Annotated in this window: 24 protein-coding genes; 11 read left to right on the top strand and 13 right to left on the bottom strand. The window is 42.1% G+C overall.

The window, feature by feature from the left end:
* Positions 1-218: 218 nt before the first annotated feature.
* Entirely contained in the window at positions 219-1,292 is a 1,074-nt protein-coding gene (locus tag AC13CS_RS14750) for a PA0069 family radical SAM protein (RefSeq protein ID WP_293166483.1), read from the top strand.
* A gap of 231 nt (positions 1,293-1,523) precedes the next feature.
* Here AC13CS_RS14750 and trpS read toward each other — a convergent pair whose 3' ends face one another.
* A complete protein-coding gene (gene trpS / locus AC13CS_RS14755; protein ID WP_293166481.1) occupies positions 1,524-2,492 on the bottom strand; it encodes a tryptophan--tRNA ligase in 969 nt (322 codons plus the stop codon).
* Positions 2,493-2,579: 87 nt separating this feature from the next.
* Positions 2,580-2,822 (bottom strand): GlsB/YeaQ/YmgE family stress response membrane protein, encoded by a 243-nt coding sequence (locus AC13CS_RS14760; RefSeq protein ID WP_163624221.1) that lies wholly within the window; start codon positions 2,820-2,822, stop codon positions 2,580-2,582.
* Positions 2,823-2,879: 57 nt separating this feature from the next.
* On the opposite strand from AC13CS_RS14760, the gene AC13CS_RS14765 reads away from it, so the two are divergent.
* The gene (locus tag AC13CS_RS14765; RefSeq protein ID WP_293166477.1) at positions 2,880-3,617 is read left to right on the top strand and encodes a lysophospholipid acyltransferase family protein; all 738 of its coding nucleotides are present in this window, start codon (positions 2,880-2,882) and stop codon (positions 3,615-3,617) included.
* Between the two features lie 5 nt (positions 3,618-3,622).
* On the opposite strand, the gene AC13CS_RS14770 is transcribed toward AC13CS_RS14765, so the two are convergent.
* The 7 genes from AC13CS_RS14770 to recA all read right to left on the bottom strand — a co-directional run bounded on the left by AC13CS_RS14770 (position 3,623) and on the right by recA (position 10,351).
* Entirely contained in the window at positions 3,623-4,369 is a 747-nt protein-coding gene (locus AC13CS_RS14770) for a histidine kinase (RefSeq protein ID WP_293166475.1), read from the bottom strand.
* Between the two features lie 104 nt (positions 4,370-4,473).
* The gene (locus tag AC13CS_RS14775) at positions 4,474-5,469 is read right to left on the bottom strand and encodes a 7TM diverse intracellular signaling domain-containing protein (RefSeq protein WP_293166473.1); all 996 of its coding nucleotides are present in this window, start codon (positions 5,467-5,469) and stop codon (positions 4,474-4,476) included.
* Between the two features lie 3 nt (positions 5,470-5,472).
* Positions 5,473-6,639, bottom strand: coding sequence for a histidine kinase (locus AC13CS_RS14780; protein WP_482888851.1), 1,167 nt, complete (start codon positions 6,637-6,639; stop codon positions 5,473-5,475).
* 141 nt (positions 6,640-6,780) lie between these two features.
* A complete protein-coding gene (locus tag AC13CS_RS14785; protein WP_293166468.1) occupies positions 6,781-8,232 on the bottom strand; it encodes an outer membrane beta-barrel protein in 1,452 nt (483 codons plus the stop codon).
* Between the two features lie 12 nt (positions 8,233-8,244).
* Positions 8,245-8,775, bottom strand: coding sequence for a sigma-70 family RNA polymerase sigma factor (locus AC13CS_RS14790; RefSeq protein ID WP_293166466.1), 531 nt, complete (start codon positions 8,773-8,775; stop codon positions 8,245-8,247).
* 28 nt (positions 8,776-8,803) lie between these two features.
* Entirely contained in the window at positions 8,804-9,244 is a 441-nt protein-coding gene (locus AC13CS_RS14795; protein ID WP_293166464.1) for a hypothetical protein, read from the bottom strand.
* A 99-nt stretch (positions 9,245-9,343) separates the two neighbouring features.
* Positions 9,344-10,351 (bottom strand): recombinase RecA, encoded by a 1,008-nt coding sequence (recA, locus tag AC13CS_RS14800; protein ID WP_293166462.1) that lies wholly within the window; start codon positions 10,349-10,351, stop codon positions 9,344-9,346.
* A gap of 290 nt (positions 10,352-10,641) precedes the next feature.
* Between recA and trhO the strand changes: the two genes are divergently transcribed.
* The 8 genes from trhO to AC13CS_RS14840 all read left to right on the top strand — a co-directional run bounded on the left by trhO (position 10,642) and on the right by AC13CS_RS14840 (position 18,650).
* Entirely contained in the window at positions 10,642-11,673 is a 1,032-nt protein-coding gene (gene trhO / locus AC13CS_RS14805; protein ID WP_163624227.1) for an oxygen-dependent tRNA uridine(34) hydroxylase TrhO, read from the top strand.
* A 206-nt stretch (positions 11,674-11,879) separates the two neighbouring features.
* On the top strand, positions 11,880-13,037 hold the full coding sequence (locus AC13CS_RS14810; RefSeq protein WP_293166459.1) for a regulatory iron-sulfur-containing complex subunit RicT: 1,158 nt from the start codon (positions 11,880-11,882) through the stop codon (positions 13,035-13,037).
* The gene (locus AC13CS_RS14815) at positions 13,027-13,518 is read left to right on the top strand and encodes a gliding motility lipoprotein GldH (RefSeq protein ID WP_293166457.1); all 492 of its coding nucleotides are present in this window, start codon (positions 13,027-13,029) and stop codon (positions 13,516-13,518) included. The genes AC13CS_RS14810 and AC13CS_RS14815 overlap by 11 nt, the downstream gene beginning before the upstream one ends.
* Positions 13,518-15,848 (top strand): transglycosylase domain-containing protein, encoded by a 2,331-nt coding sequence (locus AC13CS_RS14820; RefSeq protein ID WP_293166455.1) that lies wholly within the window; start codon positions 13,518-13,520, stop codon positions 15,846-15,848. The genes AC13CS_RS14815 and AC13CS_RS14820 overlap by 1 nt, the downstream gene beginning before the upstream one ends.
* Positions 15,849-15,948: 100 nt before the next feature.
* Positions 15,949-16,647, top strand: a complete 699-nt coding sequence (locus tag AC13CS_RS14825; protein ID WP_293166453.1) for a CoA transferase subunit A — start codon at positions 15,949-15,951, stop codon at positions 16,645-16,647.
* Between the two features lie 90 nt (positions 16,648-16,737).
* Positions 16,738-17,106, top strand: coding sequence for a four helix bundle protein (locus AC13CS_RS14830; protein WP_293166451.1), 369 nt, complete (start codon positions 16,738-16,740; stop codon positions 17,104-17,106).
* A gap of 50 nt (positions 17,107-17,156) precedes the next feature.
* Positions 17,157-17,810 (top strand): CoA transferase subunit B, encoded by a 654-nt coding sequence (locus AC13CS_RS14835; RefSeq protein ID WP_293166449.1) that lies wholly within the window; start codon positions 17,157-17,159, stop codon positions 17,808-17,810.
* Positions 17,811-18,131: 321 nt separating this feature from the next.
* Positions 18,132-18,650, top strand: a complete 519-nt coding sequence (locus tag AC13CS_RS14840; RefSeq protein WP_293166447.1) for a GNAT family N-acetyltransferase — start codon at positions 18,132-18,134, stop codon at positions 18,648-18,650.
* Here AC13CS_RS14840 and AC13CS_RS14845 read toward each other — a convergent pair.
* Positions 18,636-18,956 (bottom strand): hypothetical protein, encoded by a 321-nt coding sequence (locus tag AC13CS_RS14845; protein ID WP_293166445.1) that lies wholly within the window; start codon positions 18,954-18,956, stop codon positions 18,636-18,638. The genes AC13CS_RS14840 and AC13CS_RS14845 overlap by 15 nt on opposite strands.
* A gap of 140 nt (positions 18,957-19,096) precedes the next feature.
* On the opposite strand from AC13CS_RS14845, the gene AC13CS_RS14850 reads away from it, so the two are divergent.
* A complete protein-coding gene (locus AC13CS_RS14850; RefSeq protein ID WP_293166443.1) occupies positions 19,097-19,801 on the top strand; it encodes a helix-turn-helix domain-containing protein in 705 nt (234 codons plus the stop codon).
* Here the strand turns inward: AC13CS_RS14850 and AC13CS_RS14855 are convergent.
* The 3 genes from AC13CS_RS14855 to AC13CS_RS14865 form a co-directional block, all read right to left on the bottom strand.
* Entirely contained in the window at positions 19,776-20,264 is a 489-nt protein-coding gene (locus AC13CS_RS14855; RefSeq protein WP_293166441.1) for a very short patch repair endonuclease, read from the bottom strand. The two genes, AC13CS_RS14850 and AC13CS_RS14855, sit on opposite strands and share 26 nt — an antisense overlap.
* A gap of 86 nt (positions 20,265-20,350) precedes the next feature.
* The gene (locus tag AC13CS_RS14860; protein ID WP_293166439.1) at positions 20,351-20,896 is read right to left on the bottom strand and encodes a CopD family protein; all 546 of its coding nucleotides are present in this window, start codon (positions 20,894-20,896) and stop codon (positions 20,351-20,353) included.
* Positions 20,897-20,913: 17 nt separating this feature from the next.
* Positions 20,914-24,039, bottom strand: coding sequence for a VPS10 domain-containing protein (locus AC13CS_RS14865; protein ID WP_293166437.1), 3,126 nt, complete (start codon positions 24,037-24,039; stop codon positions 20,914-20,916).
* Between the last annotated feature and the right edge of the window lie 142 nt (positions 24,040-24,181).

Raw genomic sequence — 24,181 nt, forward strand, 5'->3', positions numbered from 1 at the left:
ATCGTGCTTCGGACATCCGACTCCCGACAAGCTCAAGAACAATTGTACCCCTGATGGTTATCTGCCCGTCCGCACGGAATGACAACAGTGGTGAAACAAAATAAATTCGAGGGAATCCGTGCAATTCCTACCTAAAGTCGGCAGGCAGGCGTGTCAAACTATTAGTCTAAAATTATTGTGTGGGAAATAATCCATATATTTGGAATAAATCCAAAACAATGTCATCCGAAGAATTTTTAAAAGGGAGGGGAGCACAGCAAAATACAAGCAATCGGTTTTTGCAACATGTGTATGAGATGCGGGAGGATTTTTTGGAATTCTGCCGTTTGGAAGGAGAGGAAGCCGAAAGCAACAAAACAAAGTACATTCCTATTTTTCCAAAAACAATTGTCAACAAAGTGGATAGTCCCGATGTAGGGATGGGATATTCCATGAACCCTTACCAAGGCTGTGAGCACGGTTGTATTTATTGTTATGCCAGAAACACCCACGAATATTGGGGCTATAGTGCAGGTTTGGATTTTGAACGTCGAATTTTGGTGAAAGAATCGGCACCAGAACTTTTAGAAACCAAAATAAAGCATAAAAAATGGAAGGCACAGACCATTGTGCTGTCCGGCAACACTGATTGTTACCAGCCCGCGGAGCAAAAGTTTAAAATTACCCGAAAATGTCTTGAGGTTTTTTTAAAATACCGCCATCCAGTGGGTATCATCACAAAAAACGCATTGGTGTTGCGCGACCTCGATATTTTAAAAGAGTTGAACAAACATCAATTGGTCGGGGTCAATATCTCTGTTACTTCATTATCAGAAAAAACAAGACGAAAACTGGAGCCCAGAACGGCATCCATTCAAAAACGATTAAAGACCATTCAGGTATTATCCGAGAACAATATACCCGTTAATGCTATGCTAGCACCCATGATTCCCGGAATCAATTCACATGAATTGTTGCCGTTGGCCAAGGCGGTTACAGAGCATGGGGCTCTCTCTTTTGGGTTAACGGTGGTGCGGCTCAATGGGGCCATAGGGCAAATATTTTCGGACTGGATCAAAAAGGCGATGCCAGATAGGGCTGAAAAGGTTCTACATCAAATACAGGATTGCCATGGAGGAACCTTAAATGATAGCCGATTTGGCACAAGAACAAAAGGAGAGGGCAAAATCGCGGAGCAAATACACGAAATGGCCCATTTGGCCAGAAAGCGATATTTTAAAGATAAAACCTTTCCTCGTTTGAATATGGAGCTTCACGAAGAATACAAAGATGGACAGATGAAATTGTTTTAATTACAATTTGCCAATCATCAATTGAAAAGTTGACAACTTTCAATTAGTGTTCGTTCATTCAGAGCTAATATCCCGGGGGCTTGCAGGAATTTCCCAGTTAATCTTTGTTGCCTTTTTGTGCAAAGTCAAAAAACCAAAATGCTATTATTGGATTCCCGTTTTCACGGAAATGACAGTTGCAATGGAAACTCCGATGCAAACATGCGGGGTAGTTCTTTTTGATAAAACAACTTAATACCCCAACTTTTCACGAACTCTTGTCAGCACCTCATCAGCTACTTTACGGGCTTTTGCTGCACCAAAAGCCAAAGCTTCGTCTACTTCGTTCTTGTGGTGCATGTAGTATTCGAACTTTTCGCGGGGCTCTTCAAATTTTTCCAAAATGAGTTCGTACAAGGCTTGTTTAGCGTGTCCGTAACCATAATTTCCTGCCAAATAATTAGCGCTCATTTCCTCAATCTGTTCCGTAGAAGCCAATAATTTGTATAGAGCAAATACATTATCCTTGCTAGGGTCTTTAGGGTCTTCCATTGGCGTGCTGTCCGTAACAATACCCATAATCTGCTTACGGAGTTTTTTGTCCGGTTGAAACAGGTTGATGAGGTTGCCTCGGCTTTTGCTCATTTTTTCACCATCCGTACCGGGCACATACATGGTTTGCTCGTGCACTTTGGCTTCGGGCATCACAAAGGTTTCGCCCATCTGGTTGTGAAAGCGGGAGGCTACATCGCGGGTCATTTCCAAATGCTGGAGCTGGTCTTTCCCTACTGGAACAATATCAGCATCATAAAGTAAAATATCGGCGGCCATGAGCATTGGGTAGGTAAACAAGCCTGCGTTCACATCTTCCAACCTATCGGCCTTGTCTTTAAAGGAGTGTGCCAACGTTAATCGCTGGTACGGAAAAAAACAGCTAAGGTACCACGCCAATTCAGCCGTTTGTGGAACATCGCTCTGTCTGTAAAAAACAGTTTTTTCAATATCCAGACCAAAGGCCAGCCAAGCTGCAGCTATGGCATAGGTGTTGTTTCGTAACAGCTCACCATCCTTAATTTGGGTAAGCGAGTGCATATCGGCAATAAACAGAAAGGAATCGTTTTTGGGGTCTTCCGCCATTTTAATGGCAGGTGCAATTGCTCCCAAAATGTTACCCAAGTGCGGTGTGCCTGTACTTTGTATTCCGGTCAGAATTCGGGCCATGCTAAATTTTTGCCCGTAAAAGTAAGCATCCCTCACCTATAAAAAAAGTGGCGGTGCCTCTTCACACAAAATTGATTTAATCAGGGTTTATTTCTTGAACAGCCCGGCAACGAAAAGAATCACTACGGCGCCAATAACCCCTGTGATGAGGTGACCGATAATTCCCGACCCTATGTGGATTCCAAGTGCGCCAAAAAGCCAATTGCCCACAATTCCACCAACAATTCCCAAAATAATATTTAAAAGAAGGCCAAAGCCACCCCCTTTCATAATTTTGCCCGCAAGCCATCCGGCTAGGGCTCCGATCAATAAAGCATATAAAATACCCATGTCCTAAATTTTAATGGTTAGTCTTATAAAGATATTCAAAAATTTTACTTTTGATGAATGCTTGGAATAATCAAAAATGCGGGACATTTAGTATATAGGGTTTGGTTCTATATCTTGGTTACCGTTCCCATTCTTATATTTTTTCCGTTTTTACTCCTACTGACCATTTCCGAAAAAACCTATCCTCAATTTTTTTGGCTTGCCCGAAACTTATGGGCCCGTCCTATTTTATATGGTATGGGCTGTTTTCCCAAGATTGTTTGCGAGCAGCGTATGAAGAAAGGAAAAAGCTATATGCTAGTGGCCAACCACACCAGCATGCTTGATATTATGCTGATGCTGGTAATCAGTAGCAACCCTTTTGTTTTTGTGGGCAAAAAGGAATTGGAGAATCTCCCCATTTTTGGATTTTTCTATAAGCGGGTCTGCATAATGGTGGATAGAGAAAACGTTCGTAGTAGAACCGGGGTTTACCGTCGCGCACAAAGAAGACTAGATCAAGGGCTGAGCATTTGTATTTTTCCCGAAGGTGGCGTGCCCGAGGAGGACATTGTTCTGGACAAGTTTAAGGATGGCGCTTTTAAAATGGCGATTGCCCATAAAATTCCTGTGGTACCCATGACTTTTTTGGATAATAAAACACGTTTTTCGTTTACCTTTTTTAGTGGCGGACCAGGACGGTTAAGGGCCAAAGTGCACGAGTTTTTCGAGACTGGAATTTTGAGTGCCTCGGATACCTCTACTTTAAGGGAAGAGGTAAGGGACGTAATTTTAAAAGAACTGACCAAACAGTAAAAATTCTATATCGGTATTTTTATAATCACCGTGGTGCCCAAAGGGCGATTATCTTCATCAAACTTATCTATTATTTGGATAGGATTCTGGGCAACCCCCAAGGATTCCAACCGTTGTTTTGTGACCTCCAATCCTCTTGATTTTTTTTCTTTTGGATATATGTGGGTCTTGTTTTTGGCCGATTGTCTGCCCACACCCGAATCATCTACTATACACCAGAGTTGTTGTTCTTTTGCCTTAAACTGGATAACGAGCTCCTTTGGCCCTTCCTTTTTGGGCAACAGACCGTGGATCAGGGCATTTTCCACAAAGGGTTGCAGAACCATGGAGGGCACTTCAATTTCAGTTTCATCCAAATTTTCATCGACCTGAATGTTGTATGTAAAAGAATTGTTGAATCTAAGGGACTCCAGTTCCAGATAATCTTTGAGCATTTCAATCTCTTCATCGAGAGTTATGTTGGTCACTACGGAACTCTCCAATACGTTGCGCATCAATCTGCTGAATTTGGTCAGGTATTTAAGTGCACTTGTATTCTTCTTGTCCAGTATAAGATGTTGAATGGAACCAAGTGCATTAAATATAAAATGTGGATTGATCTGTGCCCGTAGCGCCTTTATTTTGTTGATGAGTACTTCCTCGCGCAATCTATAGTTTTCCCTAAATTCCAGATAGGCTTTATAGTTTAATCCAAAAGCAAATATAATCACCTCAATGGAACATCCTAAAATCAAGTATGGGAGGCTGTCCATATAAAGCCCGTCGTTTGGGACTGCCAAATAATAACGAGCCAAACCGCCGAGGCAGAGAACCATCGTTGCGGATAGGGCAATATACATAAGTGTATCCCTGTATATTAAAAACAAGAACGTGCAAGCAAGCCATAAAGGTTGAGGGTTTTTTGGCTATGCCCCACAAGAAATGTAAGTCCATCAATATAGTTTAAGGAGTAAAAAACTCCCATCAGAATTATAATTGCGATGTTGCCTACAATTGCTGCCAAACAAGCATAATGGATGATGGGATAATCTTTTTTGGTGTTGAGGTAGGCAATCAAAAAATAACCATAAGCAATATTGGAAGAAAAAATAAAGCCTTGGGATGCCCAATGTTGTAACGGAGAATCATTAAGTACAAACTGAAAAAAGCCGAAATACCTTCCAGTCAAATAGATGAAGAGCAATAGCAAATATGTGGAATAATAGAGGAACTCCCGTTTTTGCTGCAACAGGTACATGGACGTTGTGGAAAACCAGATTATAAGACATATCCCTGCAAAAACACCATAAAAAATCTGTTGGTAAAAATCATCGGGTGTGCCGTACTTATCGGGCGATAGGGTACTGTAATTAAAATGCCAATTGGAAATATCTTCCTTAAAGGTAATGCGCTGAACCTTAAGTATCAAATAGCGATCATTAATCAGGTCTTGGATATTGAACTCAAGGTAAGAGTAGTAATTGGAACCCCTGATTCTTTTGGCAATGGGGTCTTTATCAAATTGTCCGATGTTTTTTTTGACAATGCCACTTTTGTTTTTGTGGTAAATGGCCCCATGGTCAAACGTGTTGTGTTTTAGGTAAAAAGTAGCATCTGATTCCTTGGAAGCAATGTTGTCCTCAAAATCCAACCTAATCCAATAAATATCCTTTGGGTCTGTTTTTTGTTCAAATTGACGGGGAAGTTTAAATTCCTCGGTCTGGTTTAGGATATCTTTTATGGACAAACTGGTATCCGTTGCCTTAATTATTTTAAAAGAAACCTCTTTTTCAAAAGTGGCTTCTTGGGCAAAACAGGGGTGCCATAACCAACAGACAAGCAAAATGGATAGGTTTCGTGCAAGTCTTAGCATAGGTTAAATCAGATTGGGGAGTTTTAGGGAAATGCTCCTTTTCAGGATGTCATTGTCAAAACTATGAGTGATTGTAGTGGTAATTTTAAAGTCTTTTACAGCATTTAAGAGGTTGATTTGGTCTTGCCATTGCAAAATGCTTTCGCGGTAACCCGATTGATTGTTGTTGTATTTACCCGTCTGGAGCGATTGGTGAAGGACCTTGAGCGTTACAACGGAGTCGGCAACTTTTAGCAGTACATCAAAATGTTGTCCTTTTTGTTGGTTGTACATGGCGTTTTCAATAATATTCTCAAAAAGCGTTTGCACTACAAGGGAAGGAATAGTCGCCTCTTCCATCTTTTTTGAGTTTTCGTGGAGAGATATGTTATAATCGAACAAACCATCATAACGTAGCTTTTGAAGTTTTAGGTACGAATGGAGCATGTCTATTTCATCTTTTAAGTGAACTGTTTCCTGCCCTAATTGATTCAGGTAAAACCGGATGAGCTTGCTGAACATGGACAAATACTCCAAGGCCAGTCTTTTTTTCTCCGAGGTAATAAAATATTGGATGGAATTGAGCGAATTGAAAACAAAATGTGGATTTAATTGTGAACTCAGGCTTTTTAGCTTCAACTCGACCATCTCTTCTTTGATCTTTATCAAGCGGTCGTGTTCTTCCATCAACGCTTCGTGGGTGCGAACGCTTCTAATTTTTATGCCACAGATGGCGGCAAAGGCCGAGAGCATTTTAAGATGATGGTCCGTAAAAAAGCCCTTTTCGGGATGCTCGCAATCAATAACGCCATACACAATATCCTCGCAGGTAATGGGCACACAAATTTCCGATAGTCTTGCCTCATCGTCCTCAATATACCTTGGGTCTTTAGAGGCATCGTTAATAATTTCCGCTTGGGCCGTTTGGGCCACATAACCCGATATTCCTTGGCCCATAGGAATTTTAACTGGATTGTAAATAGTCTTGTCTTTTGGGTTTTTTGGGCCGTACGCAGCTTTTTGGATCAAGTGCTCTTTTTTGTCGTCTACTAGATAGATCACACAATCCACAAACCCCAACTGGCCAATACAGTTCTTGGCCACGTCCCAGAGAATATCATCTTCATTTTCCTTTCCCATAAGCGATTTTGAAAAGTAAATGAGGACATCTTCAAACTGATTATTTTTCACATTGTCAAAAGGTTGGTTAGTTTTATAAGTCTGAAAGTAAGAAAAATATGTGAATGTCTTTGGCACAAAAAAGCACCCTTTTTAATAGGGCGCTTAATTGATTGCTTAAAGGAGCAATCTTCCTAACCAACTTCTTACATATTAAAACTTAAAACTTATGCCGCTATAAACTCCAATGGAATAAGGTTTAAAATTGCCGGACACATTGGAAAAAGTGTTTAATTGATACTTGAATACAGGTTCAATATTAAACCTGACCTTGGGTGTAAATTTATAATTGAGGCCCATACCCACATTGGCGCTAAAGTTTAAAGCGTTTATGTTGTTCGCCTCGCCCATTTCGGTAACCAGTTCATTGGATTCCAACAACACTGAATTGTCCACAAGGAAAAGTGAGCTTACACCTCCTATAAGATCAACGCCTAACTTTTTGTCCAAAACGGCGTAATTTACTTCCAATGGGACTTCAATATATCCCAATTGTTGAACCATTTTACCATCAAGGGAGGGGGCTTCGTTGAATAGAACCTCTTTGGAGTTGATCGCAGGTGCATTTTTGGCGCTTTCCCTACTTTGTACAATTATGGATTCGGAATTTGGGTTATAATCAATATTTGCTATTTTGTTGGCCGATGCAGCCCGTAAAGTAGAGGAAAAAACCACATCGTTGGTATTGTAACCATAATTTACCCTGTGCACTCCGGAGCGGATTTTTAATTTTTTCCCCACTTCATACGCTACCGTAAGACCATAGCTTAAATTAAACTTCCCCGATTTTGAGTTGGAGGAAAAATCGGCTCCAACAGGAGAGCCATCTCCAGTAGCATCAAAATATACAGGTGCCAAAGAAGGACCAACGGACCATTTTCCCGTTTTGTTTTCTGCCACCGCTTCTTCTATTTCCTTTTGCTCTTCAATCGCATCGTAAATGGATTTTTTTTCAGCCTCTACTTTTTCTTCTGTATGCTGTGCAACTTGGTTGTTATCCCTGTCTGTTTCAGTGGTTCGCCTTTGGCCTTCATCACCGTTCATCGCAATGGCACTGTTTTTTTCTGCTCCATCTTTTTCAGAAGAAAGTGCTTCAGATTCGATCAAACCATTGTTTTTGGCCTGAGTTTTACCCGCTGGGTCATTTATTTTTGAATTGGTGGAAGCAACATTTTCGGCAATTGCCGAAACCTCATTTTTGTGTAAGCCGTTATCGGTTGTTGGATGGTTTCCTTCCTCCGAGTTTTCACTATCGGATGTATTTGCCAAGCCATCCCCTTGTTTTTCTGAAGTAGTCACTGGACTATTAAAGCCTTTACTCTTCTTTTCTTCTGAATTACTGGTTTCGTCTGGAACAGCAATGTTTTCCCGGTCGGTAATAATTTGTTCTTCTTTTGGTTCTTCCGCAAACGGATTGATTGCCAACAGGAGTATTACCAAGGCTGCGGCTGCGCCGCCCAAGCTCCACCAAATAGGTATTACCCGCTTTTTTTGTTTCTTTTTGTCCAAAGAGGCTTCAATGGAGTTCCAGACTTTTTTGTCCGGGACTTCATGAAAGTCTTGAAAACTTTCTTTGAACAATTGCTCTAAATTCTTTTTCCCCATCGTTAGTTCTATTTAAGCAATGTTTATTTTGGCTTTTTCTATTTTGTCCCTCAAAATGGCCTTGGCCCTAGCTAAATTGGATTTTGAGGTTCCGGTGGATGTCCCCAGCATCTCACCGATTTCTTTGTGACTGTAGCCGTCCAATACGTAAAGGTTAAAGGTTAGCCTATACTTATGTGGCAGCTCTTGTATGTAACCTAATAAGGTTGAAAGGCTTATGTCCGTGTCTTCCGTTTCTACTTCTACCTCGTCTTCAATATTTTCTGAAACGACGTTGAGGTATTGGTCTTTTCTGTATTTCTGAAGTACCGTGTTTACGGTTATCCGTTTAATCCAACCTTCAAAGGATCCTTTAAAACCAAACTGGTCGACCTTGTCGAATATGGTCATAAAACTGTCGTGCAGATTGTCCTCCGCTTCCGTTTTGTTACGGGAATATTTGAGGCACATACCGAAAAGAATACCGGAGTATCTCCGGTATAGCTCGGCTTGGGCCTTTCGATTTCCGTTTTTACAGTTATGTATCAGTTCTTCAAGATCCAAATGTTGGTCAATTTTGGATAGTTGCTATTTAATTTGTTTGTTCCCCTTCCGCTACTGGGATTGTATATTCCAAATAAGTTGCATTGCCTTCGGCGTCATCACCCGCATAAAACCGGAAGGTATAGTCTTTGGTGTAAATTACATTGAATTTTAACGTGGCCACAACTTCTTCCACGGCTTCGGTGCAAGCTCGGTCTTCATCGGTTAGCACAGAGCCGACCACAACTACATCACGGCCCGTTTCCGCAGTGTCTGTTACATCAAATCCTTCAAAAAAGGTGCATCCGTTTGGTCTTTGGTAGGTTACTTCAATGTCGTAGGTTTTCCCATACTCAAATGATTCGGGCACATCGGCCTCAACTGTTTTTAAGGCTGTAAAGTAAAAATTGGGGGAATCATCATCCACCTCACAAGAGACGAACCATGAGCATGCCACAATCAACATAAAGGGCACTAATACTTTTTTCATAATAAAAATCCTTTTATTCCCTAGATGTGCAGCACAGACAAGGGTTGCGTAGGATTTTCACAACTAAAAGTTAATCTCTCATAAAAATCGATAAAAGGGTTATTCGCTTACCGCTGCAATGGCCTCCCTGATTTTGCTTTCCAATTCTTCGGATAGTTCAGGATTGTCCATTAGGAGTGATTTTACGGCATCCCTTCCCTGTCCCAATTTGGTGTCGCCATAACTGAACCAAGAGCCACTCTTTTTTACAATTTCGTAGGCGACTCCCAAATCAAGTATTTCTCCTATTTTGGAAATTCCCTCACCGTACATAATATCAAATTCCGCAGTTTTAAATGGCGGTGCCACTTTGTTTTTCACCACTTTTACTCGGGTCTTGTTTCCTTGTACATCACCATCGGTGCTTTTGATCTGTGTGGAACGCCTAATATCCAATCGTACGGATGCATAAAATTTAAGGGCGTTGCCCCCGGTGGTTGTTTCTGGATTTCCGAACATTACCCCGATTTTTTCCCGCAACTGGTTAATAAATATTACGGTACATTTTGTTTTGCTGATGGTGGAAGTCAATTTTCGCAGTGCTTGAGACATTAAACGCGCATGCAATCCCATTTTGGAATCTCCCATTTCACCCTCGATCTCACTTTTTGGTGTAAGGGCTGCCACGGAATCCACGATTACAATGTCAATAGCACCGGAACGAATCAAGTTTTCGGTAATTTCCAAAGCTTGCTCTCCGTGATCGGGCTGGGAGATGATCAAGTTGTCAATATCAACCCCTAACTTTTTGGCATAAAATCGGTCAAAAGCATGTTCTGCATCAATAAAAGCGGCAATGCCACCAGCTTTTTGGGCTTCGGCAATCGCATGCAGTGTCAATGTAGTTTTACCTGAGGATTCAGGACCGTATATTTCAATCACCCGTCCTCTCGGGTAACCCCCTACGCCGAGGGCAATATCCAATCCCAATGAGCCGGAAGGAATCACTTCAACATCTTCAACAACACTGTCCCCCATTTTCATGACAGCACCTTTGCCGTAGGTCTTGTCAAGCTTGTCCAATGTAAGTTTAAGGGCTTTTAATTTTGCTTCTTTCTCTTTGCTCATGGTAAAAAATGTTAGGAAGGCTAAAATACCATTTCTTTCAACATGCCACAAAGGCCACGCAACCTTTTTAATAACAATACATCTTAAGGGTACTAACTCATCTACATAGAGCTAATTATAGCTCGCATTGCTAGGAGGAAGAAAATTTAGCTATGAAAAGGAAGTAGTAGATCAAGGGGCCCTTAACAGGCCCTTTTGATTTACTTGCCCTTTAATTCTTATCTTTGCCCCACATTTTAAGAACCATTCTTTAACCTGTCTGCCGACAGGCAGGCTTAATCAAGTATAGCATGCAACTGTACAACACATTAAGTGCAAAAGAAAGGGAGGCCCTTATTGAGGAAGCTGGAAAAGAACGGCTTACCATCTCTTTCTATAAATATGCACACATAGGTAATCCCCAAATTTTAAGGAACCATCTTTTTTTGGCTTGGAACGATATGGAAGTTCTGGGTCGGATTTATGTGGCCCACGAAGGAATAAACGCCCAACTTTCGGTTCCTGCGGACAATTTTATCGTTTTTAAGGAACATCTGGACAGCATTACATTTTTGGAAAATGTGCGGTTGAACATCGCCATTGAGCAGGACAACAAATCATTTTTGAAATTGAAAGTGAAGGTCCGCAAAAAAATTGTGGCGGATGGGCTGAACGACAACACGTTTGATGTCACCAACAAAGGAATCCACGTAGACGCGGAACAGTTTAACGAACTTATTGAAGACGAGAATACCGTTCTGGTAGATATGCGAAACCATTACGAAAGCGAGATAGGCCATTTTAAAAATGCCGTCACACCCGATGTGGACACTTTTCGCGATTCCCTTGATATTATAGAACAAGATCTTGCCGAGCACAAGGAAGACAAAAAACTGGTGATGTATTGCACTGGTGGTATCCGCTGCGAAAAGGCCAGTGCCTATTACAAACACAAAGGTTTCAAAAATGTGTACCAGCTAGAAGGGGGCATCATCGAATACACCCGACAAGTAAGGGAAAAGCAATTGGAGAATAAATTCTTGGGAAAAAACTTTGTTTTTGACCACAGGAGGGGGGAACGTATATCGGACGAAGTGATAGCGCATTGCCATCAATGCGGTAAACCTTGCGATACCCATGTGAACTGTGCCAACGAAGCCTGCCATTTACTGTTTATCCAATGCGAGGAGTGCGCTGAAAAAATGAACAATTGCTGCTCTGTGGATTGCATGGAAATACACGCGTTGCCCTACGAAGAACAAAAACGTTTGCGCAAAGGCAAGGGGGCCAGCAACAAAATATTCAAAAAAGGACGTTCTCCCGTGCTGAAATACAAGAAGTAGCATTTCACTACTGCAACAAATTGTACTATATTTACAATTAGTAATTTTTATGAACCCTATTGAGGTTGTTTAAACGGATAGGAAGGAATTTCATGTCACATCGAGCACAGTCGTGATGAGTTTTTAAATTTCTCAATGCTTGAGGGAGTTTGTGACTGTAATCCAACCGACAACGTTTTATCGGCACCTCAATCAAGATATTAAATATGGCGTGTAGCAGTTGTTCAACCGGCAAGGATGGACAACCGCGTGGTTGCAAGAACAATGGTACTTGCGGCACTGATGGTTGTAACAAGCTAACAGTCTTTGACTGGCTTTCCAATATGTCGTTGCCCAACGGTCAAAAACCTTTTGATTGCGTTGAGGTACGTTTTAAAAATAGTAGAAAGGAATTTTTTAGGAATACGGAGAATCTCACATTGTCCATAGGCGATGTAGTGGCCACCCAGGCCAAATCCGGTCATGATGTCGGCGTTGTTACCCTTACCGGTGAATTGGTGCGGATACAGATGAAAAAGAAAAAGGTGGCACCTGATGATAAGACCATCCCAAAAATTTACAGAAAAGCCACCCAACGGGACATTGATATTTGGCAAAAATGTAGGGATAGGGAAGAAGAAATAAAAAAGCGTTCCCGAGAAATCGCCATTTCCCTAAAACTTGAAATGAAGCTTAGCGACGTGGAATTCCAAGGAGATGGTTCCAAGGCCACATTTTACTATACGGCCGAAGATCGCGTGGATTTTAGGCAATTGATCAAGGACATGGCCAAAGCCTTCGGCATTCGAATTGAGATGCGCCAAATCGGCTACCGGCAAGAAGCACAGCGCTTGGGAGGCATCGGTTCTTGCGGTCGTGAACTTTGTTGCTCTACCTGGTTGACAGATTTTAGGTCGGTGAGCACAGCATCTGCCCGTTACCAACAATTGGCCTTGAACCCTCAAAAATTGGCAGGTCAGTGCGGTAAATTGAAGTGCTGCCTCAATTACGAGTTGGATATGTATCTGGAGGCACTCAAAAACTTCCCCCCCTCCGATTGTAAGCTCAAAACCCAGAAAGGGATAGCTTTTTGTCAAAAAGCGGATATTTTTAAGGAAACACTATGGTTCTCTTACAAAGATGAACCCGCTACATGGCATACCTTGTCCAAAGACCAAGTTTTGGAAATCCTGGAACTTAACAAGAAAGGTGATAAAGTTGCCAGTCTTGAGGAGTATGCCGCAGATAATATAGCGGAAGAAAAGACTACTTTCGAAAATGTAGTGGGCCAAGACAGCCTTACCCGTTTTGATAGGCCCAAGAATAAAAAGCGAAGAAAGAAAAAACGTAGAAAACCAAAATCCAAAGCATCCAATGCGAAATAAATTTTTGTTTCTACTTATCGCAGTCCTTGCCCTATCATCCTGTAATGAGCTGTTGGTCTATTCGGATTACAGACCCATCAAAGAAGGAAAGTGGGAAATGGATCAAGGGGTGGACTTTCAATTTTCCGAACTGGATTCCACGGAAACATACAATATGTTCATCAATATCAGAAATGATGATACTTTTGCCTTTAGCAATTTATTCTTGATTACCGAGTTAGAATATCCAAGCGGCAATACCGTTAAGGATACATTGGAATATAAAATGGCAGAACCCAGTGGAGAATGGTTGGGGAAAGGAATGGGAAGCATTAAGGAAAACAAACTTTGGTACAAGGAAAACATCGGTTTTCCCGATTCTGGCGTATATAAAGTGAATATTTCCCACGCCATGCGCAAAAATGGCGATGTGGAAGGCCTTCATATTTTAGAAGGAGTAACAGATGTTGGTTTGGAAATAGAAAAAGCACCCAAATTATAATGGCAAAGAAGCGTCAAAAAAAACAGCAGCAAAACTTTTTTCCTTTCATTAAGTGGTTTTGGATCTTATTTGGAGCAGGGGTACTCTCCGTTGTTCTGATCTTTCTTTTGGCTTCGTGGGGAGCCCTTGGAGAAATGCCCACCTTTGAACGTTTGGAAAACCCAGAGACCAACTTGGCCACCGAGTTTATCTCTTCGGACGGGGAAACTTTGGGGAAACTCTATTTGGACGACAACAGAACTTGGGTAGACTACGAGACCCTTCCGCAAAACATTGTAGATGCCTTGGTAGCTACCGAGGACGCCCGGTATTATGATCACTCAGGTATTGACGCCCGGGGCTTTGCAAGAGCCTTGGCCTATTTGGGAACCAAAGGAGGTGCAAGTACCATTTCCCAACAGCTGGCACGCCAACTTTTTGTTGGTGTACGATCCAGAAACTTGTTAGAGGCAGTTACACAAAAAATAAAGGAGTGGGTAATAGCCACACGTTTGGAACGCAACTACACAAAGGAAGAGATTATCGCCATGTACCTCAATATTTATGATTTTGGGTACAATGCAGACGGTATCCGTTCTGCATCTAGAATTTACTTTGGAAAAGAACCCGCCGAACTTAAAACCGAAGAGTCCGCCGTATTGGTAGGTATGCTAAAAAACTCGTCCCTTTACAATCCCATACGCCGTGAAGAGTTGGTTTTTAACAGACGAAACACCGTTCTCGGGCAAATGGCCAAATATGGATATATCTCTGAAAAGGAGAAAGATTCGTTGCAAAGCAGGGAGATGAAAATCAACTTTAACCCAGAATCCCACAGAGAAGGGTTGGCCACCTATTTTAGAATGTACATGCAACGCTATTTGAACAACTGGGTGCGTGAAAACCCAAAACCTGATGGCGAAAAGTATAATATTTATTTGGATGGGCTAAAAGTCTACACCACCATAGATTCCAGAATGCAACAAAATGCAGAAGAGGCCGTGCAAGAACATATGAAAAACCTTCAAGCTGAGTTCTTTCACCAAAATACGCCCGACCGTAACCCTACAGCTCCATTTCTGGATGTGACAAGCGGGGCTATTGATACCATTATGGAGCGCGCCATGAAACGATCGGCCAGATGGCGCCATCTTAAACGTGAAGGATTGGATGAAAAGGACATTGAAGCAACTTTCCACAAGAAAACCGAAATGACCGTTTTTGATTGGAACAGCGATTCCTTTGAAAAAGATACTATAATGACACCTATGGATTCCATACGGTACTACAAAACATTCCTACGTACTGCCATGATGTCCATGGAACCACAGACTGGTCATGTAAAAGCATGGGTCGGAGGAATAGATTACAAGCATTTTCAATATGACAATGTAATTCAAGGATCAAGACAAGCGGGTTCATTGTTTAAACCTTTCGTGTATGCTGCGGCGATTGACCAGTTGCGCTATTCCCCATGTTACACATTACCGGACAACCAATACTGTATTGAACCTGGAAAACATGGGAACATGGAGGCATGGTGCCCAAAGAATTCGGATGGAAAGTACTCGGGAGAGGATATGTCCCTGAAAAGTGCGTTGGCCAATTCCGTAAACACCATCACAGCGCAATTGATTGATAGGGTAGGCCCGGGTTCCGTGGCTTCCATAGCAAAAAGTATGGGTGTTACAAAGGATATTGCAGAAGTGCCGTCCATTGCACTGGGCACACCCGATGTTAGTGTCTATGAAATGGTGGGTGCCTTTGGGACCTTTGCTAACCAAGGGGTGTATGTAAAACCCGTGATGGTCACCCGTATAGAAGATAAAAATGGTACCGTACTATTCGAATACAAACCCGAAACAAAAGATGTCTTGAGCAAGGATGTTGCCTATGCGATGATCAATCTTTTGGAAGGTGTGACCCAATACGGTTCTGGGGGACGTTTAAGGCACACCTATGGCAAGAACAACACCGTTTATAAGGAGATTATAACCGGATACCCTTATGAGTTGACAAATCCGATAGCCGGAAAAACTGGAACCACACAAAATCAAAGTGATGGATGGTTCATGGGGATGGTTCCCAATCTAGTAACCGGCGTTTGGGTAGGCGGAGACAATAGGTCCATACACTTTAATCGATTGGCTTATGGCCAGGGAGCATCTATGGCATTGCCGATTTGGGCCCTTTATATGAAGAAGAACTACGCCAACGAAGAAATAGGCGTTTCCAAAGATGCTTTTGAAGTGCCAGAGGAGATGTCGATCAATATAGACTGTACCAAACAACAACAGGAAGAAGAGGAAGATATTGATACTGGAGACGATTTGGACGACTTGGATTTCTAGCCCAAACCCACATTGATAAAATAAAGCCCCAAGCATATCGTAATTTGCTTGGGGCTTTTTTATTTAAATCGTAATTTCAGGCAATATAAATACGAATGCTATGATCAATAAAACAGTTGCCAATGTTACAGAAGCTTTGGAGGGTGTAAAGAATGGAATGACCTTTATGTTGGGCGGATTTGGCCTATGCGGAATACCCGAAAATGCCATAGACGAATTGGTACGATTGGGCGTCAAGGACATTACCTGTATATCCAATAATGCCGGGGTCGATGATTTTGGCCTAGGACTCCTTTTGCAGAAGCATCAAATAAAAAAAATGATTTCCTCCTATGTAGGTGAGAACGACGAGTTTGAACGCCAAATGCTGAGCGGGGAACTGGAAGTGGAACTCACACCACAAGGAACTTTGGCCGAGAAATGCAGGGCGGCACAAGCAGGATTTCCCGCTTTTTACACCCCGGCAGGTTACGGGACCGAGGTCGCAGAAGGAAAAGAGACCCGTGAATTCGATGGAAAAATGTACGTGTTGGAGCCAGCGTTCAAGGCTGATTTTGCTTTTGTAAAAGCATGGAAAGGGGACGAAGCCGGCAACCTCATTTTTAAGGGTACGGCACGGAATTTTAATCCGTGTATGTGCGGAGCGGCCACGATAACCGTAGCGGAAGTCGAAGAACTACTTCCGGCGGGCAGTCTGGACCCCAACCAGATCCATATTCCCGGAATATTTGTACAGCGCATTTTCCAAGGAAAATCATTTGAGAAAAGAATAGAGCAGCGAACGGTGAGAACGAGATAATAAGCCGATGTGCCAATATGCCAATGAATCAATGTGACAATGGGTCGATTAGGCTGGATCAATTAACGGATTGCGATATATTCAAAAAGTATGATGATAACTTTTAGTGAAAAGTATAGTGACAACACTATTTTGGTAAAATCATTTGAATTTGCCAAAAACGTTGTTGAATATGGCGAAAAACTTGAAAGTATTCGAAAGTTCGTGGTAGCTAACCAAGTTTTAAAGTCAGGAACATCCATAGGAGCAAATATTAAGGAAGCCCAAAATGCGGAGAGCAAGGCTGACTTTGTGCACAAGATGAAAATTGCAATGAAGGAAGCTGAAGAAACTGAGTTTTGGCTTTTCTTGTGCAACGAACTGAATAATTATCCAAGTGCTGAAAAGTTATTGGCGGAATTGTTTGACATCATCAAAATTTTGAACAAAATAATTTCGACCTCAAAAAGAAATACATAACTAGAAGTAATTGGCATATTGTCTAATTACTTAATTGACACATTAACAACATGTTAGATAAGAACGGAATAGCAAAACGGATAGCAAAAGAGGTCAAGGACGGATATTACGTCAACCTCGGTATTGGTATACCCACCTTGGTTGCCAATTTTGTACGGGACGATATTAGTGTGGAATTTCAAAGCGAAAACGGTGTTTTGGGCATGGGCCCCTTCCCATTCGAGGGGGAAGAGGATGCCGACATCATCAATGCTGGTAAACAGACCATAACCACTTTGCCAGGTGCTTCTTTTTTTGATTCTGCCCTAAGTTTTGGAATGATACGGGGCCAGCATGTGGATTTAACCATTTTAGGGGCAATGGAAGTAGCGGAGAACGGAGATATTGCCAACTGGAAGATACCCGGAAAAATGGTAAAAGGAATGGGAGGAGCTATGGATTTGGTGGCATCCGCAGAAAACATCATCGTTGCCATGATGCATACCAACCGGGCCGGGGAATCAAAATTGTTGAAACGATGCACCTTGCCCTTGACCGGTGTAGGGTGCGTAAAAAAAATTGTCACCAACCTTGCCGTATTGGAAGTCACATCCGAAGGATTCAAATTGATGGAAAGAGCACCCGGGGTTACCGTTGAGGAAATCGTAGAAGCAACCGAAGGAAAACTTGTTGTGGAAGGAGATATTCCCGAAATGAATATTTGATAAATATCCATACAATTTTTACAACAAAATCAAGCCATTACACAACAATAGTTTTAAATTACCGTTCATCGATTATATATTTGGTTATATCGAAATTTTTACCCAAATTAACACCACAAACCAAATTAACCATGGCACTAAAATCAAAAACCACGATGGACGAAAATGTCCAAGTCTACAGAAACGATTTTTTCACAGGTTTTATGCTTTTGATCAAAAAGCTTTTCATGCTATAGATCAGTTGTAATCCCCCTGAAAAATATAGAGCCAACATCTTGTTAGGCTCTTTTTTTGTGATAATTTTGGGCATAATTCTTCGCCATGGCCTTGCACTATCTAAAATGTACTACTGCGGACTTAAAAACTTTGGTGCACATATCCAAAGAAACCTTTAGAGCCGCCTTTGAAAAAGACAATGACCCAAAGGATTTTGAAGCCTATATCCAAGAAGCGTTCCATCCTGATAAACTAGCCAAAGAACTTGCCCACAAGGACTGCCTTTTTTATTTTGTGTATGACGATGAAACATTGGTAGGGTATTTTAAATTGAATATTGGAACGGCGCAGACCGATGTGCACGACCCCAATGCCTTGGAAATTGAACGTATTTATGTGCTTGGGGAGCATCAAGGCAAAAAGATAGGTGCTTGGATGCTCCAAGAGATCATCACAAAAGCCAAGGAGTTGGGTAAGGATTATATTTGGCTAGGGGTATGGGAACACAACCCCAAGGCCATACGTTTTTATCAAAAACATGGTTTTACAAAGTTTAACGAACACCCTTATTATATTGGTACCGATAAACAAACCGATTGGTTGTTGCGATTAGAGCTTCAATAAATTTCCCAGATAAAGAATATCGCCCTCCGCCTGTAGTTTGTATGCAAAAGAGTTTTCGTAAGCGGCATGAATCAGCAAAGAAATGGCATTTGCGTTCAATTTGGTCAAACTATTGGTGCGGTACACTACATCGCGGATCGTGGAAAAACTCACATTGCTCTGTATGGCAATGTTGGCAAAATCGTTTTTAGATGTATTTCTTCGTAGTATTTCGGACAGCTTTTCATTGATCGGCTTTCCATAATCCTCTTCCCTAAAAATCAATTCGCCTTTTACAATTGGCCCAAGGCCTTTAATGGAACCCATTTATAATTCGTGTTTAAATAATTATATGTCGGGGTCAAATCCTATTTTCTATATTTGGCTTGTAACCCAATTACAGAAAATTAGATGAATTGCTGCGTTGATTGCTTGTTGCGTAACAATATTACACAATATAGAAATAAATGTATATAATTAAGCAGTTAAGACGAAAAAATAATATTAGCCAATCACAATTGGGCAAAGAAATTGGGGTTAGCCTTCGCACCATTCAGCTTTACGAACGCAAGGATGCCAATATCCCCATAAAAAATCTCACCAAAATAGCAGAGTACTTTGGGCTTACCATTGCCGAACTGTATATGCACGAGGTCAACGATATGGGAGAGGCCTACACCAAACGACAGCCTTTTACCAAGCATGGCAGTGTGTTTTACCCGTTGGAGCATGGAAAATACTTGGTAATGGCCCCTTTGGTATTGGTCGAATGGCACAAAAAATACATTCAAAGTTTACAGAAGAACAACCTGAGCAATCCTTTTCAAGGAGGTTTTATAATTGATTTTTTAGCGGATGAGCCCCACCGCATATTTGAGGTGTCCGGCGATTCCATGAACGATTCCAGCTTAGATGCAATCCCAAACAAGGCCTATGTACTTGGGTTGGAAATTAAAAAAGAATCGTTAACGCGCAATAACGAAACCTTTTGGAACCAATCATATATATTGGTTTGTGCGAATAGGATTATCTGTAAACAGCTTACAGGGTATAACAGGGAAAATAAGACGGTTTTGTGCCATAATTTGAATACATCGCCCGAATTTCAGGACTTTGAGTTGCCTTTGGATGATGTGTTACAAGTCTTCAAGATTGTGAAAAAGCAGCTTTGACTTTATCCAGGTGCATTAAGACTGCCTCTAAACATTCATCTAAGTTTTTCTTCACCTCTGTTTCCCAAAAACGAAATACAGTGTACCCTTTTTCTTTCAGAGCTTGATTCACCTCTTGATCCCGTTGCATGTTACGCTCAATTTTGGGAATCCAGAATTCTCGGTTGTTCTTGATTTTTTGTTTGCGCTCCTCCCAATTATAACCGTGCCAGTACTCACCATCAATAAATATAACGGTCTTGTACTTTTTTAGGGCGATATCCGGCTTTCCTATGAGCTTCTTGTAATCAATACGGTAACGGTAGCCCGATTGCCACAGTGCTTTTCTAAAGGCAAGTTCTGGCTTGGTGTTCTTGCCCTTTATTTTTCCCATGATCTTGGAACGTTGCGGTGTAGTATAAAAACCCGAATCCTCACTAAATCGAGGTACTTTGATGCGATCTTTCGGGTATTTTTTGGGCATACGTTAAAATACACAAGTTTGAATCAAAAAACAACGCAGCATAACACTCCGCCTTTTATACCCCAACTTAAGCCTAAATGGGTGTTCTAAGCATTCGGGTTTTTGTCACGGATACGTTTGTACAACCTGATTCCCAGCATCAGCAATAGGGCCAGCACAAAAATCCCTATCACCCCATAGATCCAGTTAAAGGCATTTTTAAGGATGACCAAAAATACCACGGCAAACAGGATAAGGGTCGCCACCTCGTTCCAAATACGCATAAATTTAGAAGTGTATTTTACCTCATCGCGCTGCAATTGTTGAAAGATTTGATGACATTTAAAATGATACACGAAAAGTAACGCTACAAAGGCCAGTTTAACGTGCATCCAAGGTTGCTGCAACCAAGCGGGCATCAAAATCAACAACCATATCGCGAACAACGTACACAAAATTGCCGATGGCCATGTAATGATGTACCACAATCGTTTCGTCATCAACTTTAGTTGTTCGGAAAGGATTTCCTTGTCCGGTGATGGTTTTTGCCAGGCTTCAATATGGTAGATGAACAGCCGGGGAATATAGAACAAACCGGCAAACCAGGTCACCACGAATATTAAGTGCAACGATTTTATGTACTGGTACAGCAATTATTTTGTTTTAAGTGTTACATTCTAATGGCTCCAATGCCATGCTCCCATAGTTTGGCGTTAAATTTAGGTATTTCTGTTTTCATCAAGGTCTCAGCACGCTGTTTTAGTCCAACCCATTGCGCATCCAGTTCTGCCTTTCTATCTTTTGATGGTTGATTGATCTGTGGCAATGCACTGTTGCTATGGTTCATCACAAAAAGATATTCTGCGGTAAACTTGTTGGGAAAGTTCTCTACATCGTCATACGCTTGGGATTTCCGCTGCACCATTTCGCCATCCCATGTTTTTAATGTATCGAGTAAAGCTTGACCTTCTTTCTTCAGCTCATCATTATCCAAATCCTTCAACAGCTTCTCCAGTTGATCTTGCACTTCTTTCAACTTGTTCACTTTGTTGTGCATCTCGGTGAGTTTGGTCTCGAAATCCGTCATAATGGCATCGTGTTCCTCAAAACGCTCTTGATCAACATTGGTATTGGGTGTAGCAATGATGGTTCCCTTGGTGGAAACTGTCTCCCCTCCTGCTTTTAATTTTATGGTATACTCCCCGGGTGGCACTTTGTGACCTGTAAAATCTGCTTCGATATACACGCCTGGGATACCTGGCAATATTGGGGTTTTTAAATCCCAAACAAAGCGATTCAACCCTTTGTCGGTTCCCAAAACAGGAGCTGGTGGAGCTCCACCGCCATTATGCGGTATATAACTTTCATCTTTTTTGGAAGTAAAGTTGCGAACTACTTTACCCTGGCCATTCAAAATTTCCATGGTCACCTCCGTAGAATCCATTTTTTCGGGAAGATTATAGTAGATCACCATACCGTTTGCCGGGTTTACTCCTTCAAAAGAATGGGTCCCCGTTACACTTTTAGAAGAACTGTTTAGCTGACTTCCCCAATTACCGTGAACGGCTTCTTCGGGCTTGTAAATTTTTAATGCTTTGTTGCTTCCTTCGTACTGAGCAAGTGTGGTGATGTTGTCCAAAATCCAGAAACTTCTTCCGGATGTAGCCACGATCAAATCTCCTTGGTGCACTTTCAAATCAGTAACCGGCGTTTTGGGCAGATTCAGTTGCAAGGGTTCCCATTTTTTTCCATCGTTCCAAGAAACATAAAGCCCCTTCTCGGTACCCGCATACAATAGTCCTTTTTGCTCTTCGTCTTCCCGTACTACCCTTGTAAATGCTCCATAAGGAATTCCTTCGCTTATGTTCGTCCACGATTTACCGTAGTCGCTGCTTTTGTATATGGCAGGGGTATAATCGTTGAACTTATATCGGGTGGTGGCAATGTAGATGGTACTTGGGTTATGTGGCGATACCTCAATGGCGTTTACCAAACATTCCTTTAACCCCTTTGGGGTTATGTTCTCCCATGACTCCCCGCCGTTTTTGGTGATATGCACCAAGCCATCATCACTTCCCGTAATCAAAATTCCTTTTTCGTGCGGTGATTCAATAATGTAAGCTAAAGTTCCATAGTTTTCAGCACCAACGGCTTCGTTGGTGTAGGGGCCCCCTCCTTTTCCTTGTAATTCATCTTGATCTCTGGTAAGGTCCGGGGATATTTCTTCCCAAGTGACTCCATTGTTCTTAGTTCTTAGCACCAATTGCGCACCGTGATAAAACGTACCAGGTTCGTGCTTGGACCAAATCACAGGGGCATTCCAGTTGTACAGGTATTTCATATCCCGCGCATCACGACCCAAATATTGGATAGGAGCCGCCATGACGTTACTGGACATTTTGGATTCCATGTCCAACAACTCAATAGTCCCCAAATAACTTCCACCCATCACATAACGGGGATTATCGGGATCAAAGGCCAAAAAAGCACTCTCCCCACCTGCGGAATAGTGCCAATCCTCCCGACCAATGCTCCATCGACCTACTGAAAGACTCGCAATCTTGACCGAAGTATTGTCCTGCTGGCCTCCGTAAATATTATACGGAAAGAGATTATCGGTATTGATTCGGTAAAACTGTGCCGTAGGCATATTGTCCTGTAAGGTCCAGTTTTCGCCGTAATCAAAAGTAATGGTAGCCCCGCCATCATCTGCCAAAACCATATTGTTGGAGTTGTTGGGGTTAATCCACAAATCGTGGGTATCGCCATGGGGCACTGAGATGGTTTCCCATGTTTTCCCCCCATCTTCGGAACGGAACATGGAAGCACTCAGCACATACACGGTATCTTCATCATTGGGATCGGAAAACACTTCAATATAATACCAGGCACGTTGCACCAATCGGTTATCACCACTTACCATCTGCCAGCTATCACCTGCATCATTCGAAACAAATAAACCGCCCTTGTCTTGATTGGAATCACTTTCGATTACGGCATAGACTTTATCGGAATTGGCAGCACTTACCGCTATGGCCATTTTTCCTTTTTCCTCGGGAAGACCCTTCGTCATTTCCGTCCAAGTATCCCCGCCATCGGTACTTTTGTACAATCCACTTCCAGGCCCACCACTGATCACTTTATTGGGTTTGCGCTGGTGTTCCCACATTGCTGCATACAAGACCAGAGGATTATTTGCATCCATGGAAAGCTCGGCAGCTCCTGTACCTTCATCCACATACAGAATGTTCTCCCACGTCTTTCCTCCATCCGTGGAACGATATACCCCTCTCTCCGGATTTGGGGCATACAATGCTCCTTGGGCTGCCACATAAACAATATCGGGGTTGGTGGGGTGGATGATGATTCGTGAAATGTGCTGCGTTTTTTCCAAGCCTAGCTTGACCCATGTTTTCCCTGCATCGTTGGATTTATACATACCATCTCCATAAGAAGTCATTACGCCTCTTGGGGCATGCTCTCCCATACCACAATACACAATATTGGGGTTGGATGGTGAAACAGAAACGGCCCCAACGGAACCCATTTCAAAAAATCCGTCGGAAATGTTTTCCCATTGGCCTCCTGCATTGGTGGTCTTCCAAAGTCCTCCGCCTGTGGTTCCCATATAATAGGTAATCGGGTCGCCCACAACACCACTTGCAGTTACGGAACGTCCGCCCCTAAATGGGCCAATGTTCCTAAATTTCATGGGTTCAAAATAATCGTTGGCGGTCTGTGCAAAAGCCAGCGTTCCAAATAAAGCGCCTAACAGAAGAAATACTCTTTTTTTCATGGTGATGGTTGGTTTATATAATAGAATATGTGCTGTTCACAATGAAAAGAGGGTGTCTGAAAAGCTCGTTATCTGTCAGTTCGATCGTAGTCGAGAACCTAAAGTAATTTGATAATCAATGGGTTTCGACTGCGCTCAACCT

The organism is Flagellimonas sp. B-3, from assembly GCF_056857835.1.